Here is a 14,797-nt window from a genome sequence, read left to right on the forward strand (position 1 = left end):
CGCCTGCGCCGGGGCAGGCGTGAAAAAGGGGATGGAAAGACTCAGGCGGAGGCGCGCAGGCCACCCGCCAGTTGGCGGGCGATCAGCAGCCGGAAGGGCAGCAGCATGCCGACGCCGACGGCCAGCTTGACCGCCAGATCGCCGACGGCCCAGCTGAGCCACGGATCGGACGTGCCCGCGAAGGCCACGCCCCAGAAGATGGCCGTGTCGAGCACGGCGGCCAGCAGCGTGGCGGCCAGCGGCGCGCGCCACCAGCGTCCGCGCCGCAGGCGGTGGAAGACACCGATGTCCAGCAGCTGCGAGGCGATGAAGGCCAGACCCGAGGCGGCGGCGATGCGCGGCGGCGCGAGCAGCGCCGACATGGCCACCGCCACTGCGAAGCCGACCCAGGCCACGCGCCGGGCCAGGGCTGGGCCATGCAGCCGGTTGACCACCTCGCTCACCAGGAAGGCGGCCGGGTAGGTGAAGGCGCCCCAGGTCAGCCAGTCGTTGATCGGGAACTGCACCAGCACGTTCGAGGCAAGCACCACGGCCGCCATGGCGGCGATGGCCGGCGCGAGCGAGCGCCACGGCGTGAAGGCGGTGAGCACATTCATGCCGGCACCCGCTGTGATTCGGCCTCGGCTGCGATGGCGCGCGCCACGGCCTCGGCCACCTTGATACCGTCCACGCCGGCCGACAGGATGCCGCCCGCGTAGCCCGCGCCTTCGCCGGCCGGGTACAGGCCGGCCAGGCCGGGGCATTGCAGCGTCTCTCCGTCGCGGGCGATGCGGATGGGCGAGGAGGTGCGCGTCTCCACGCCGGTCAGCACCGCGTCGTGCAGGTCGTAGCCGGGCAGCTTGCGCGCGAAGGCCGGGAAGGCTTCGCGCATGGCCTCGATGGCATAGCCGGGCAGGGCGGCATGCAGGTCGCCGGGCAGCACGCCCGGCTTGTAGCTGGGCACCACCTCGCCGAGCGCGGTGGAGGGGCGGCCGGCCACGAAGTCGCCCAGCAACTGGGCGGGTGCACAGTAGTCGCTGCCGCCGAGCACGAAGGCCTGCGACTCCAGCCGCCGCTGCAGCTCGATGCCGGCCAGCGGATGCGGCTTGCCGCGCGCGGCCTCCTGCAACTCGGGCGACAGGGGCAGGTGCTGGTAGTCGGTCGGGTAGTCGCGCGGCTCGATGCCCACCACGATGCCCGAGTTGGCATTACGTTCGGCACGCGAGTACTGGCTCATGCCGTTGGTCACCACGCGGCCGGGCTCGCTGGTGGCGGCCACCACCGTGCCGCCCGGGCACATGCAGAAGCTGTAGACCGCGCGGCCGTTGTTGGCGTGGTGCACCAAGCGGTATTCGGCCGCGCCCAGCGCTGGATGGCCCGCATGGCGGCCCCATCGGGCGCGGTCGATCAGGCTCTGCGGATGCTCGGCGCGAAAGCCGATGGAAAAGGGCTTGGCCTCGATCGGCGCGCCGCGGGTGTGCAGCATGCCGAAGGTGTCGCGCGCGCTGTGGCCCAGGGCGATCACCACATGGTCGGCGCGCAGCTCGTGCGCCTGGCCGCTGGCCTGGTCGACAGCGGTGACGCCGCGCACATGGCCATCCTCGACCCGCAGGTCGGTCACCCGGTGCTGGAAGCGGATCTCGCCGCCCAGGGCGATGATCTCGGCGCGCATGGTCTCGACCATCTTCACCAGCCGGAAGGTGCCGATGTGCGGATGCGCCTCCCACAGGATGTCCTCGGGTGCACCGGCCTTGACGAACTCGTTCAGCACCTTGCGGCCGAGGTGGCGCGGGTCCTTGATCTGGCTGTAGAGCTTGCCGTCGGAGAAGGTGCCGGCGCCGCCCTCGCCGAACTGCACGTTCGACTCGGGATGCAGGTTCTTGCGCCGCCACAGATCCCAGGTGTCCTGCGTGCGCTCGCGCACCGCCTTGCCGCGCTCCAGCACGATGGGCCGGAAGCCCATCTGCGCCAGCAGCAGCGCCGCGAAGATGCCGCAGGGCCCGAAGCCCACGACGACGGGCCGCAGCCCACCCTCGGGCGCGCGCACCGGCGCCACGTAGCGCATGTCGGGTGCGGGCTGGATGTGGGGGTTCTCGGCGTGGCGCTGCAGCAGCGCGGCCTCGGCGGCTGGATCGGCCAGCGCCACGTCGACGATGTAGACGGTGAGCAGCTCGGCCTTGCGCGCATCGAAGCTGCGCTTGTGCACGGTGTGCGACGCGATGTCGGCGGGCTGGACGCCCAGCGTGCTGGCGATCAGGGCCGGCAGCGCTTCGGGCGCGGGATCGAGGGGAAGCTTGAGTTCGGAAAGGCGGATCATCGGCGCGGGCCCGTGGTGATCGGGCAGGGCGTAGAGAAAGGGCGCGATTGTCGCCGATCGGGCCGTGGTGATTCTTCCGGCGTTTGCGTGACGCAATGCGCGGCGCTCGCCCGGGAGGTGGAGTGGCGGTGCACACAATCTCGCCGCCCGCACCGCGGGGAGGACACACAAGAAGATGCCGCACTCATCCATCCGCCCGACCGGGCGATGCCGCGCCCTGGCTTGCGCCGTGGCCGTGGCGCTGTCGTCGGGCGCCATGCCCGGCCATGCCCAGCTCGCGCCGCCCGCAGACACCACCAACGCCGCGGTGCCTACCGAGGCCGTTGCCGACCGCGCGCCAGAGGCGCCGGCTGAAGCCGGCGCAGCCGTCGCACAGCCGGATGTGGCCGCTGCCGCTGCGCCAGTGCCGGCCCCGAGCGCTGACGCGCCGCGGATCGTCACGCGCGTCGTCTTCGCCCGCGACGGCCAGAAGCAGGGTATCGAGCGCCTGCATGTGGTCCGCCGCCAGAACACCATGAACAACGTGGCTGGCCAGGTAGCCCTGAACGTGGCGCTGCTCGCGCTGGGCGTGGGCGCCGCAGGCGCCGGCTTTTCCAAGACCGACCTGCTGGGCGACGACATTCCGGAACTGGCCAACGACCCGGTCGCGGTGAACCCCGGTCTGGACGACCTGCGAGATGCACTGAGCGTGATCGCGACCCGGGTCTACGCCGAACGCGCGGCCAAGGCGCAGGCCGACGCCCGCACGGATGGTTCGACGCCGGAGGAGATCAAGGCTGCAGGCGAAGTGCCCGATACCCTGGACACGCCGCTGCATCCCCGCGCCTGGCAACTGGTGTACGAGAACCTGTCCACAGACGACGGGCTGTACCGGCTGCGCTTTTCCGCGGAGATGGGGCGGGCCGGCTTCATGCGGCCGCCGATGCTGTGCGCCTACGAGTCGGAGCCGCTGAGCTGGGCCGCCTGGCGCTCCCAGAACTGGCAGCCGTTGCGCGAGGCGCGGAGCAAGGCCGTCGCCCACTGCACCGAGGTGCTGGGCGCCTTCGCCGAAAAACGCTGGTAGGCGAAGGCGCGGGGTGCGGCCACTCAGGCCGGCAGGAAGCCCTCCACCGACAGGTAGCGCTCGCCGGTGTCGTAGTTGAAGCCCAGCACCACCGCATCGGCCGGCAGCTCGGGCAGCTTCTGCGCGATGGCGGCCAGGGTGGCGCCGGAGGAGATGCCGACCAGCATGCCTTCCTCGCGGGCGCAGCGGCGGGCCATCTCGCGGGCCGGCTCGGCGTCGACCTGGATGATGCCGTCGAGCAGGTCGGTCCTCATGATCTGCGGCACGAAGCCGGCGCCGATGCCCTGGATCGGATGGGGCGCCGGGCTGCCGCCCGACAGCACGGGCGAGGCCACGGGCTCGACCGCGAAGACCTTGAGTTGGGGCCACCTCTTCTTGAGCACCTGCGCGCAGCCGGTGATGTGGCCGCCGGTGCCCACGCCGGTGATGATCGCGTCGATGCCATCGGGGAAGTCGGCCGCGATCTCCTCGGCGGTGGTGCGCACATGCACGTCGACGTTGGCCGGGTTGTTGAACTGCTGCGGCATCCAGGCGCCGGGCGTGCTGGCCACCAGTTCCTCGGCGCGGGCGATGGCGCCCTTCATGCCCTTTTCCTTGGGCGTCAGGTCGAAGCTGGCGCCGTAGGCCAGCATCAGGCGGCGGCGCTCGATGGACATGCTCTCGGGCATCACCAGCACCAGCTTGTAGCCCTTGACCGCCGCCACCATGGCCAGGCCGACGCCGGTGTTGCCGGAGGTGGGCTCGATGATGGTGGCGCCCGGCTTGAGCGCGCCGGACTTCTCGGCGTCCTCGATCATGGCCAGGGCGATGCGGTCTTTGATGGAGCCGCCGGGGTTGCCGCGCTCGGACTTGATCCACACCTGCTGCGTGGCCTGGCCGAAGAGCTTGTTGATGCGCACGTGCGGTGTGCGGCCGATGGTGTCGAGGATGCTGCTGGCTTTCATGGCGTCGTCATCTCCTTGGAAGGTTCGGGCGGACAGGAATGGAACGGGCCATTGTGGCGAGATTCGGTGGCAGGCTCCTGTCGGCGGCTTTGCCGACGCGGCGATCACGGATAATCACGCCCGTGAAGCACGCCAGACCGCCGCTGGTGCAATCGCCGAAAGGCGGCACTGGAGGAACGTCCGGACTGCACAGGGCAGCGCAGGAGCTAACGGCTCCCCATCGCGAGGTGAGGATCAGAGCAACAGAGACGAGCCGATTCAGTTCGGGTGAAACGGGCAATCTCTGCGCGCAGCAATACCAAGTAGGTGAACGTCGAGGCGGCCCGCTGAGTTCACGGGTAGGTAGCATCGAGCCGTCCGGGTGACCGGCGGCCCAGACAGATGGCGGTCACACCGCGGGCAACCGCGGTGCACAGAATCCGGCGTATCGGCGCGCTTCACAACTTACATCCCCTCGAAACGCCAGCTTGCTGGCGTTTCGTCTTTGTGGCGGCCGTGGGGCGCGCTAGAAGCGCTCGCTGGCCCGCAGCAGGCGCCACTGTCCGGGCGCCAGTCCGGCCAGCGGCACGCGGCCGATGCGCAGCCGGCGCAGGCCGACCAGCCGCAGTCCCGCGCGGTCGCACAACTCGGCGACGCGGTGGGCGTCGACGCCGCCGATCACCAGCCGCAGCCCGGTGGTGCCGCCGCCCTGGCGCGCGAGACTGGCCGCGGCGGGACGCAGCGCCGCCAGCTGCGCCGGTTGCGGCTCGCCCTGCACCTCGGCCAGGAACTCGTGCTCCACCAACCCCGCCTCGTCCACCAGCCGGCGCCAGACGCCGCGCACCTGCGTGTGCACGACCAGGCCGCTGGCCGCATCGCCCAGCGCGGCGGCGCAGTGCTGCTGCATGAACAGGCCCGGCGCCGTGGGCGCCTGTGGATGGGCATCGACGCGCTGGTCGACGGCCCATTCCTGGACATCGGCCGGCACGCCCGCGGGCTTGTGCCACAGCAAAGTGGCGGGAGGCAGGGGGCGTGGCTGCGCGCGTTCGTCGACCTCCACCTGCTGGCCCGGCGCGACGCGCTGCTGCGGCGCCGCGGCCGGTTGGCCATCCACGCGCACGGCGCCCTGGGCGATCAGCATCTCGGCATCGCGCCGCGAGCAGCCGCGCAGGGCCGCCACGCGCTTGGCCAGGCGCTCGCCGTCTTCGGGGGCCGGGAGGGCGGTAGGGGCCGCGCCGCGGGCTGCGTCCCTGCGTGGCGGCGCATCGTCCGGCCGGCGCGCGGCGCGCACGCGCGGTGGGCGATCGGGCGGGTTGTTCATTCGGGTGCGAAGCTGGAGGGCTGCGGCGCCGGCTCGGAGGCCCGCACCAGGATGCGCTCGATGTGCGCCTCCAGCGAGCGTGCGGCCACCGGCCACAGGTGGCGCGGCGTGTCGGCATAGGCCATCTCCAGCCAGTCCTGCGGCGTGCCGCTGGGCTTCTTGCGCATGGCGGCGGCGATCTTCGCCTCGCGCTGCAGCCGGTGGGCCTTGAGCCGGGCGATGGCGGTGCGGGCCGCGCCCAGCACATAGCCGTGGGCCGGCAGGATGTGCTCGACGTGGAAGGCCGCGCAGGCCTCGTCCAGCCGGTCCAGCGACTCGAGGTAGTCGCTCATGTTGCCGTCCGGCGGATCGATGACGGTGGTGCTGCCGTTGAGGATGTGGTCGCCCGAGAAGAGCAGGCCGTCCTCCTCCAGCACCACGCAGAGGTGGTTGGCCGCATGCCCGGGCGTGTGCAGGACGCGCAGCGTGTGTGCGACGCGCTGGCCGCTGCCGTCGTCGGCCGGGCCGCCTTCGAGCTTGAGGCTCTCGCCGTCCGCCAGGGCGCGGTCGGGCGTGAAGCGCGCGGTGGGCCGGGCGGTGGGCGCCGAGGGCAGGCCGAGGATGGGCGGGCGCTTCTCGCACAGCGCCTGCAGCGGCAGCGCGCCAGGCGAATGGTCCGCGTGCGAGTGGGTGCAGACGATGGCGCGGATGTCGCCCTGGGTGGCGCGCCAGAGCCGGCCGATGTGGTCGAAGTCGTTCGGGCCCGGGTCGATCACGATGTAGCCGCTGTCCCGGTCGCCCACGATGTAGCTGTTGGTGCCGGGGCCGGTCATCACGCTGCCGTTGGGCGCCGTGAGGCGCTGCACGTTGTGCAGCAGCGGCACGGGCGCCTCGTGCTGCCAGTCGAGCGCATGGCCGATCTGGCCGTCGGGGCAGACCAGGGCCAGCTCGCCGTAGGGCGACTCGTGCTCCATGTAGCGCGCCTCCTCGCCCTTGAGCAGGCCGGCGCGCGGGCAGCTGCTCCACAGGGGGCGCTCGCTCGCACAGGCTTCGAGCACGGCATGCACGTTGGGAAAGGTGGCCAGCCGCTGCAGCGTGCGGATGGTGGGAAAGATGATGTCGAAGCGGCCGGCGGCATGGCGCTCCAGTGCGTCGGCCGGGCGAACCCAGCTGGGCTCGAATTGCTCGGACTCGTCGGCCTGCGGCGTCTGGCCGGGCGGCATGCGGGCCACCAGGAAGAGCACGTCGAAGCGCTTGGGCAGATCGCGGTCGGTGATCCAGTGCGCGAAGGCGAACACGCGGTCGGTGGCCAGCCGCAGGCCGCGCTGCGCGCACTGCTGCGCGAAGGGCACGGCCGGCGGCGTGCTGCGGTCCATGGCGGCGACCTCGGCGGCGCTCACGGGGCGGCCATCGGCATGCTCGGCCAGCAGCACGCCCAGTTCCTCGAAGGCCTCGCGCACCGCGGCGATGGCGTGGGTGAGCTGTACCCGGGGCTGGGTGCGGCGGCGCAGAGCGATGCGGCGGGTGTCGGTGTCCTCCTCGTCCACGCGCCCGCCGGGGAAGACGTAGGCGCCAGGGGCGAAGCTGGCCGTGGCGGAGCGCCGGGTCATCAGCACCTCCATGCCCAGCTCGGTATCGCGCAACAGCAGCACGGTGGCGGCCGCCCGTGCAGGGGCCGGTTCGCGTGGGGGATGGAGTTGCTGGGAGAGCCGGGGCATCGCCGCATTATCAGCAGCGCGGTCGATGCGCGCATGCCCGTCGTCGCGGCCTTGTCGGCGCGATGGCATGATGGCCGCTTTGCCCCGAAGCCGGGCGGCATGCCCGGCTGCCGCCGGCCCCGGCCGACGGGCGCCGAGGAGAGCCGGATGGATCTGACCCGCGCCACGGACGCGCCCTGGTTGTTGCGCCGCGTGCGGCCGATGGGGGGCGCTGCGGTCGATGTGCTGGTGCAGGCGGGACGGATCGCTGCGATCGGCCCTGAACTCGCCCCACCCGCCGGCACGCCGGAAGAGGAGGGCGGCGGCGCCCTGCTGCTGCCGGGCCTGGTGGAGTCGCACACCCACCTCGACAAGACGCTGTGGGGCCTGCCCTGGTACCGCAACGCGGTGGGCCACCGGCTGATCGACCGCATCGACAACGAGCGCGAATTCCGCGCCGCCAGCGGCCACGACGCCGCCACACAGTCGATGCGGCTGGCGCGCGCCTTCCTGGCGACCGGCACCACGCGGCTGCGCAGCCATGTGGACATCGATACCCAGGCCGGCCTGCGCCACCTGGCCGGCGTGCAGCGCACCGCCGCGGCGCTCGCGCCCTGGCTGCAGATCCAGACCGTGGCCTTCCCGCAGTCCGGTCTGCTCGGGCGACCCGGTACGGCCGACCTGCTGGATGCGGCGATGGCCGAGGGGGGCGACGTGCTGGGCGGGCTGGATCCCTGCGCCATAGACGGCGACCCGGTGCGTTCCCTCGATGTGCTCTTCGGCCTGGCCGACCGCCATGGCAAGCCGCTGGACATCCACCTGCACGAGCCCGGCGCCATGGGCGCCTTCTCGCTAGGGCTGATCCTGGAGCGCACCGCTGCCCTCGGCATGCAGGGCCGCGTCGCGGTGAGCCATGCGTTCTGCCTGGGCGATCTGCCCGCGGCCGAAGTGCATGCCATGCTGGCGCGGCTGGCCGAGCTGGACGTGGCCCTCATCACCAGCGCGCCGCCCTCGCGGTCCGTGCCGCCGCTGTTGGCGGCCCGCGCCGCGGGCGTGACTGTGGCGGGCGGCAACGATGGCATTCGCGACACCTGGACGCCCTATGGCCGCCCCGACATGCTGGCGCGCGCCATGCAGATCGGGCTGCGCTACAACCTCCGCCGCGACGACGAGATCGATGAGGCGCTGGATTGCGTCACCGCGGCCGGCGCGCGGGCCTGCGGCTTCGCGGCCTACGGGTTGGCGCCTGGCTGCCGGGCCGACCTGGTGCTCGTCGAGGCCGAGACGGCGGCCGAGGCGGTCGTGGCCCAGCCGCGGCGCCGGCTGGTGGTGGCGGGTGGGCAGATCGTCGCGCGTGGGGGCGAAGTGCTGGCCGGACTTCCCGAAGGCTGAGGCCGCTCGCTGGCGTCGCTGTCGATGTCCCTGCGCGCTGCGGGGGCCGCGTCCGCCTCGGGCCGCCGCCGATAATCCGCCGATGCGAATCCGCTTCACCAAGATGCAGGGCGCGGGCAACGACTTCGTCGTGCTCGACGAGACCGCCGGCCCCCTCGGCCTGACGCCCGGCCAGTACCGATTCCTGGCCGACCGCCATTTCGGCGTCGGCGCCGACCAGATCCTGAGCGTGCGGCCCTCGCCCGCCGCGGGCGTGGACTTCCAGTACGTGATCCACAACGCCGATGGCGGCGAAGTCGAGCAATGCGGCAACGGTGCGCGCTGCTTCATGCGCTTCGTGCGCGAGCGTGGCCTGACCGACAAGGACGTGGTGCGGGTGCAGACGCTGTCGGGCGTGATCGCCCCACGCATGACGGCCGACGGCCGCGTCACCGTCGACATGGGCCCGCCGGTCTTCGAGCCGGCCCGCGTGCCCTTCGACACCGCGGGCCTCGATCCGCAACCCGACGGCACCTGGCACACCTGGCACCTGGCGCTCTCCACCGAGGCGGACGGGCCCATCGTGCCAGTGGCCGTGCTTTCCATGGGCAACCCGCATGCCGTGCAATTGGTCGACGACGTCGAGACCGCGCCGGTGGCCGAGCAGGGCCCGCGCATCGAGCACCATCCGCGCTTTCCGCAGCGGGTCAACGCTGGCTTCCTGCAGGTGGTGGACCGCACGCACGTGCGCCTGCGCGTGTTCGAGCGCGGCGCCGGCGAGACGCTGGCCTGCGGCACCGGCGCCTGCGCGGCGGTGGTGGCCGGCATCCGCCTCGGGCGGCTGGACCGCCGCGTGGACGTCGAGACCCGCGGCGGCATCCTCACCATCGAATGGGCGGGTGGCGAGGCCGACCCGGTGCTGATGACCGGTCCGGCCGTCACCGTCTTCGCGGGCGAGATCGACGTGCCCGACGAACTCTGACGCTTTTCTCTTCTTTTTTTGGTGCGGCGCCGACGGCCCGCATCCACCGACCGCCTGCCGCCATGAACCCCATCACCGAAGACGACATCGCCAACTACCTGGCCAACACGCCCGACTTCTTCGAGCGCCATGCCCAACTGCTGGCCGAGGTGCAGCTGACCAGTCCGCACGGCCAGCGCGCCGTCAGCCTGCAGGAGCGCCAGGCCGAGATGCTGCGCGAGAAGATCAAGGCGCTGGAGCACCGCATCATGGACATGGTGCGCCACGGCACCGAGAACGTGGTCACGGCCGACCGGCTGCAGCGCTGGACGCTCTCGCTGCTCACCTGGCGCGACCTGCGCGGCCTGCCCTGGGAAATCATCAAGGGCCTGCACCAGCAGTTCATGGTGCCGCAGACGGCCATCAAGCTCTGGGACCTCGACCCGGCCTACGCCGCAGAGGGCTACACCCAGGGCGTGAGCGACGACGTGAAGGCCCTGGCCACCTCGCTGACCACGCCCTACATCGGCCTGAACGCCGGCTTCGAGGCCACGGCCTGGCTCAACGAGCCGCAGCAGGCCCAGTCGCTGGCGTTGATCCCGCTGCGCACCGCCGCCGACGCGCCGGCCTTCGGCCTGCTGGTGCTGGCCTCGCCCGATCCGCAGCGCTACAACGCGGAAATGGGCACGGACTTCCTGGAGCGCATCGCCCAGTTGGCCTCGGCAGCGCTGTCGCGCCTGCGCGCTTGAGGTATCCGGCGCGCGGTGGAGGCTGGCGTCGGGTGGGGCTCGTCCTTGCCGTCCTGGGCCTGGTGTCGGGCGGGGCGATCCACGTCATGGTGACGCGCCACGGCGCGCACGTGCTGGCGAACCCGCCCGCGCAGGACGCCGATGCCGCGCTGGTGCTGGGCAACCGGGCCTTCCTCGACGGCGCGCCCAACCCCTGCCTCGCGTCGCGTGTCGATGCCGCGGTGGCGCTCGCGCAAGCGGGGCGCGTGAAGCTGCTGGTGATGAGCGGCGGCGTGGACCATGAAGATGGCCGCATCGAGGCCGATGCCATGGAGGGTCTGGCCCGCGCGGCGGGCTACACCGGCCCGGTGCTGCGCGAGTCCGCCTCGCAGTCGACACGCGAAAACCTGCGGCTGTCGCGGCCCCTGCTCGAAGCGGCGGGCGTGCGGCGCGTGATCGTCGTCACCGAGCCCTCGCACCTCTGGCGTACCCGCCAACTGGCGCGCGGCAGCGGCTTCGAGTCCGCCTTCGACGTGCAGTACGCCGCCGCCCTCGCGCCCTGCCGGCGCTGGGACCGCGCCGCGCGCGCATCGCTGCGCGAGGTGGCGGCGGTCGTCAACAATGCCCTCCGTGGTGACTACTGATCCTTCGTCCGCTGCGGACGCCGACCGTGCCCTGGTCGATCGCTACCTCGCCCATGTGCGGGTGGAGCGGCGCCTGGCCGAGCGCACGGTCGAGCTGTATGCGCTGCACCTGGCCGAGCTGCTGCAGCGCGCGGCCGATGCCGGCCTGCCGCTGCAGCGCGTGGCCACCGCCCACATCCGTCGCTGGATGGCCCAGCTGCACGGCGCCGGACGGGCGCCGCGCGGCATCGCGCTGGTGCTGTCGTGCTGGCGCAGCTTCTACCGCTGGCTGGGCCGCGAGGGCCTGGTGCCGGGCAACCCGGTGCAGGACGTGCATGCGCCCAAGGCGCCGCGGCCGCTGCCGAAGGCGCTGGGCGTGGACGATGCTGTGCGCCTGGCCGAGCACCAGCAGCCCGAGGCCGATGCCTGGACCGAGGCGCGCGACCGCGCCATCGTCGAACTGCTCTACGGCTGCGGCCTGCGCGTGAGCGAGCTCACCGGCCTGGACCGCGATCCTTCCGCCGAAGCGCGCGGCTGGCTCGACCTGCCCTCGGCCGAGGTGCATGTGCTCGGCAAGGGCGGCAAGCGGCGCAGCGTGCCGATGGGCGGCCCGGCCGTGCAGGCCGTGGACGCCTGGCTGGCGCAGCGCGGGCTGCGGCCGGTCGACTCGCCCGCGCTCTTTGTCGGCCTGCGCGGTGGCCGCTTCGGCCCGCAGGCCGTCTGGCAGATGCTGCGCGCCCGCGGCATCCAGGCCGGCGTGGCCGCGCCGGTGCATCCGCACATGCTGCGCCATTCCTTCGCCAGTCACCTGCTGCAATCCAGTGGCGATCTGCGCGCCGTGCAGGAGCTGCTGGGTCACGCGAGCATTTCCACCACCCAGATCTACACGCGGCTGGATTTCCAGCACTTGGCAAAAATCTATGATGCTGCCCACCCCCGGGCGCATGCGCGGGGCGACAGCGAGGATTGAGTTCGAAGAATCGTGCCTGGGAGGGCCTCGACATGAAGATGACGCCGGTGATTGCCGTGCATCTCGCCTGCGCAGCGGGCGCGTTTTTCCTGGGGCCGGTGGCCATCTTTGCGCGTTGGAGGCGACGGCCCCAGCCGCGCATTCATCGCGCCTTCGGCTACGCATGGGTCACGCTGATGATCATGACGGGACTTTCCGCTCTGTTCATCCGAGACCATGCAATGCCCAACGTTGCTGGCTATACATGGATTCATCTGCTGGTTCCCGTCAGTTGGGCCGCCATGTTTCTGGCCTTTCGCTTTTTGCTGCGTGGGCAGATCGCGGCCCACCAGGGCACGATGGTCGGGACCTACGTTGGGGCTTGCCTGGTGACCGGCGCATTCACGCTGTTGCCCGGCCGCTATCTCGGCGATCTGATCTGGGTGCGTTGAAGGCGTTGCCTTTGCCGGTGCCAAGGGTGGGCAAGGGGCCGCCGCGACAATAGGCGGCTCATGAAAACACTCCGCCTCAAGCCCGGCAAGGAGCGCTCGCTCCAGCGCCGCCACCCCTGGATCTTCGACGCCGCCATCGCCAAGGGCGGCGGCGATGCGGGCGAGACGGTGCGCATCGAATCGCACGAGGGCCGCTTCCTGGCCTGGGCGGCCTGCAGCCCGGCCTCCAAGATCCGCGCCCGCGCCTGGAGCTTCGACGAGGGCCAGCGCATCGACGCCGCCTTCTTCGCCGCACGCTGTCGAGCGGCCGTTCAGGCGCGCGGGCTGTTCGACATCGCCAGCGACGGCCAGCGCCTGGTGCATGGCGAGGCCGACGGCCTGCCCGGGCTGATCGTGGACCGCTATGGCGACACGCTGGTGGCGCAGTTCCTGTCGGCCGGCGTCGAACGCTGGAAGGCGGTGCTGGCCGACGCGCTGCTGACCGCCACCGGCCTGACGAAGCTGTATGAACGCTCGGACGCCAGCGGCCGTGAACGCGAGGGCCTGCCGCCCGTCACCGGCTGGCTGCGCGGCGAGGGCCCGACCGAGATCACCATCCAGGAGCACGGCTGGCGCCTGAGCCTGGACGTGGCCACCGGCCACAAGACCGGCTTCTACCTCGACCAGCGCGACAGCCGCCGCCGCTTCTCGGAGCTGGCGCGGCACCGCCGCTTCGCCCGCGTGCTCAACTGCTATTGCTACACGGGCGGCTTCACCGTCGCTGCGGCGCATGGGCTGGCTGCGGCCGGCGCGCTGGAGGGCGCCGAGCTGGTGTCGGTCGACTCCTCGCAGCCGGCGCTGGACCGGGCGCGGGCGCACCTCGCGCTGAACGGCTTCGAGGCGGCCAAGGCCCAGTTCCTCGATGCCGACGTCAACCAGACCCTGCGCCGCTTCATCGAGGAGGGCCGGCAGTTCGACGCCATCGTGCTCGACCCGCCCAAGTTCGCACCCACCGTCGCGCATGCCGAGCGCGCCGCCCGCGCCTACAAGGACATCAACCGGCTGGCCCTCAAGCTGCTGCCGCCGGGCGGCGTGCTGCTGACCTTCTCGTGCTCGGGCGGCATCGGCGCCGACCTGTTCCACAAGATCGTGGCCTCGGCCGGCATCGACGCGGGGGTGGACGGCTACATCGCCGAACGCCTGGGCGCGGCGCCCGACCATCCCATGACCATCGAGTTCCCGGAGGGCGAGTACCTCAAGGGCCTGGTGGTGGTGCGCAAGTAGCCGCACCCGCAAAGAGCGGCGACCGGCCGAGTTTTTGCGGCCGGCCTAAACTTTCGCCCCTTCCCCGTTTCCACCGTCGTCCCGACACTCCCGGAGCGTTTCCATGGCCCTCATTCCCGCCACCATCCTCACCGGCTTCCTCGGCTCCGGCAAGACCACCCTGCTCAAGCGCGTGCTCACCGAGTCGCACGGCCACAAGATCGCCGTCATCGAGAACGAGTTCGGCGAGGAGAACATCGACTCCGACATCCTGGTCACCGAGTCCAAGGAGCAGATCGTGCAGATGAGCAACGGCTGCGTCTGCTGCACCATCCGCGAGGACCTGCGGGAGGCGCTGCAGCTGCTGGCCGCCAAGCGCCGCAAGGGCCTGCTCGATTTCGACCGCGTGATCATCGAGACCACCGGCCTGGCCGACCCCGGCCCCGTGGCCCAGACCTTCTTCATGGACGACGAGATCGCCGAGAGCTACCTGCTCGACTCCATCGTCACCCTGGTCGATGCCAAGCACGCCGCGCAGCAGCTCAACGACCGCCAGGAAGCACGCCGCCAGGTGGGCTTCGCCGACCAGATCTTCCTGTCCAAGACCGACCTGGTGAGCGCCGAGGACGCCGACGCGCTGATCCACCGCCTCAAGCACATGAACCCGCGCGCGCCCATCGAAAAGGCGCATTTCGGCGAGGTGGCCATCGCCAAGGTGCTCGATCTGCGCGGCTTCAACCTCAACGCCAAGCTCGACATCGACCCCGACTTCCTGAAGGCGGACGACCACGACCACGCGCACGACCATCACGACCATGACCACGAACATGGCGAGCACTGCGACCATCCCTCGCACCAGCACGACCATGGCCACGGCCATCACCACCACGTGGACGACGACGTCAAGAGCTTCGTCTACCGCGCCACGCGGCCCTTCGACCCGGCGCGGCTGGAGGACTTCCTGGGCGCCATCGTCAACATCTACGGCCCGCGCATGCTGCGCTACAAGGGCGTGCTCGACATGAATGGCACCCAACGCAAGGTGATCTTCCAGGGCGTGCACCAGCTCATGGGCAGCGACCTCGGCCCCGAATGGGGCGAGGGCGAGACGCGCGAGAGTCGGATGGTGTTCATCGGCATCGATCTGCCCCGCGACATCCTGGAGCAGGGCCTGGATCAATGCCTGGTGTAG

At 71.4% G+C, this 14,797-nt stretch carries 14 protein-coding genes and 1 other RNA gene; 10 read left to right on the top strand and 5 right to left on the bottom strand.

The window, feature by feature from the left end; translation table 11 throughout:
- Positions 1 to 41: 41 nt before the first annotated feature.
- Together ACT54X_RS21125 and ACT54X_RS21130 are read right to left on the bottom strand one after the other, a co-directional pair.
- Entirely contained in the window at positions 42 to 596 is a 555-nt protein-coding gene (locus tag ACT54X_RS21125; RefSeq protein WP_476348397.1) for a VUT family protein, read from the bottom strand.
- Positions 593 to 2,296 carry an NAD(P)/FAD-dependent oxidoreductase gene (locus ACT54X_RS21130; RefSeq protein WP_476348399.1) on the bottom strand — a complete coding sequence of 568 codons (1,704 nt, stop codon included), beginning with the start codon at positions 2,294 to 2,296 and terminating at the stop codon, positions 593 to 595. Before ACT54X_RS21130 ends, ACT54X_RS21125 begins: the two co-directional genes overlap by 4 nt.
- Before the next feature lie 175 nt (positions 2,297 to 2,471).
- Between ACT54X_RS21130 and ACT54X_RS21135 the strand changes: the two genes are divergently transcribed.
- A complete protein-coding gene (locus ACT54X_RS21135; RefSeq protein WP_294373539.1) occupies positions 2,472 to 3,359 on the top strand; it encodes a hypothetical protein in 888 nt (295 codons plus the stop codon).
- Positions 3,360 to 3,382: 23 nt separating this feature from the next.
- Here the strand turns inward: ACT54X_RS21135 and cysK are convergent, their stop codons facing one another.
- Positions 3,383 to 4,303, bottom strand: coding sequence for a cysteine synthase A (gene cysK / locus ACT54X_RS21140; RefSeq protein WP_476348401.1), 921 nt, complete (start codon positions 4,301 to 4,303; stop codon positions 3,383 to 3,385).
- Between the two features lie 124 nt (positions 4,304 to 4,427).
- Between cysK and rnpB the strand changes: the two genes are divergently transcribed.
- Positions 4,428 to 4,746, top strand: an RNA gene (gene rnpB / locus ACT54X_RS21145) — RNase P RNA component class A.
- 62 nt (positions 4,747 to 4,808) lie between these two features.
- Here rnpB and ACT54X_RS21150 read toward each other — a convergent pair.
- Positions 4,809 to 5,603 carry a S4 domain-containing protein gene (locus ACT54X_RS21150; protein ID WP_476348403.1) on the bottom strand — a complete coding sequence of 265 codons (795 nt, stop codon included), beginning with the start codon at positions 5,601 to 5,603 and terminating at the stop codon, positions 4,809 to 4,811.
- Positions 5,600 to 7,300: an MBL fold metallo-hydrolase gene (locus tag ACT54X_RS21155; protein ID WP_294373507.1), complete on the bottom strand. Its 1,701-nt coding sequence runs from the start codon at positions 7,298 to 7,300 to the stop codon at positions 5,600 to 5,602. Before ACT54X_RS21155 ends, ACT54X_RS21150 begins: the two co-directional genes overlap by 4 nt.
- 147 nt (positions 7,301 to 7,447) lie before the next feature.
- Here ACT54X_RS21155 and ACT54X_RS21160 point away from each other — a divergent pair, with 147 nt between their 5' ends.
- From ACT54X_RS21160 to ACT54X_RS21195, 8 genes are all read left to right on the top strand, one after another.
- Positions 7,448 to 8,671, top strand: a complete 1,224-nt coding sequence (locus ACT54X_RS21160) for an amidohydrolase family protein (RefSeq protein ID WP_476348405.1) — start codon at positions 7,448 to 7,450, stop codon at positions 8,669 to 8,671.
- 82 nt (positions 8,672 to 8,753) lie between these two features.
- Positions 8,754 to 9,632, top strand: coding sequence for a diaminopimelate epimerase (dapF, locus tag ACT54X_RS21165; RefSeq protein WP_294373503.1), 879 nt, complete (start codon positions 8,754 to 8,756; stop codon positions 9,630 to 9,632).
- A 62-nt stretch (positions 9,633 to 9,694) separates the two neighbouring features.
- Positions 9,695 to 10,360: a DUF484 family protein gene (locus tag ACT54X_RS21170; RefSeq protein ID WP_114801339.1), complete on the top strand. Its 666-nt coding sequence runs from the start codon at positions 9,695 to 9,697 to the stop codon at positions 10,358 to 10,360.
- 32 nt (positions 10,361 to 10,392) lie between these two features.
- Entirely contained in the window at positions 10,393 to 10,983 is a 591-nt protein-coding gene (locus tag ACT54X_RS21175) for a YdcF family protein (RefSeq protein WP_354319586.1), read from the top strand.
- Positions 10,961 to 11,932 (top strand): tyrosine recombinase XerC, encoded by a 972-nt coding sequence (locus ACT54X_RS21180; protein WP_476348408.1) that lies wholly within the window; start codon positions 10,961 to 10,963, stop codon positions 11,930 to 11,932. Before ACT54X_RS21175 ends, ACT54X_RS21180 begins: the two co-directional genes overlap by 23 nt.
- Before the next feature lie 32 nt (positions 11,933 to 11,964).
- The gene (locus ACT54X_RS21185; protein ID WP_294373494.1) at positions 11,965 to 12,363 is read left to right on the top strand and encodes a DUF2306 domain-containing protein; all 399 of its coding nucleotides are present in this window, start codon (positions 11,965 to 11,967) and stop codon (positions 12,361 to 12,363) included.
- 60 nt (positions 12,364 to 12,423) lie between these two features.
- Complete coding sequence (locus ACT54X_RS21190) at positions 12,424 to 13,626, top strand: class I SAM-dependent rRNA methyltransferase (RefSeq protein ID WP_476348411.1); 1,203 nt, start codon at positions 12,424 to 12,426, stop codon at positions 13,624 to 13,626.
- Positions 13,627 to 13,729: 103 nt separating this feature from the next.
- Positions 13,730 to 14,797 (top strand): CobW family GTP-binding protein, encoded by a 1,068-nt coding sequence (locus tag ACT54X_RS21195; RefSeq protein WP_354319583.1) that lies wholly within the window; start codon positions 13,730 to 13,732, stop codon positions 14,795 to 14,797.

It is taken from the genome of Pseudacidovorax sp. DMC4, assembly GCF_056314265.1.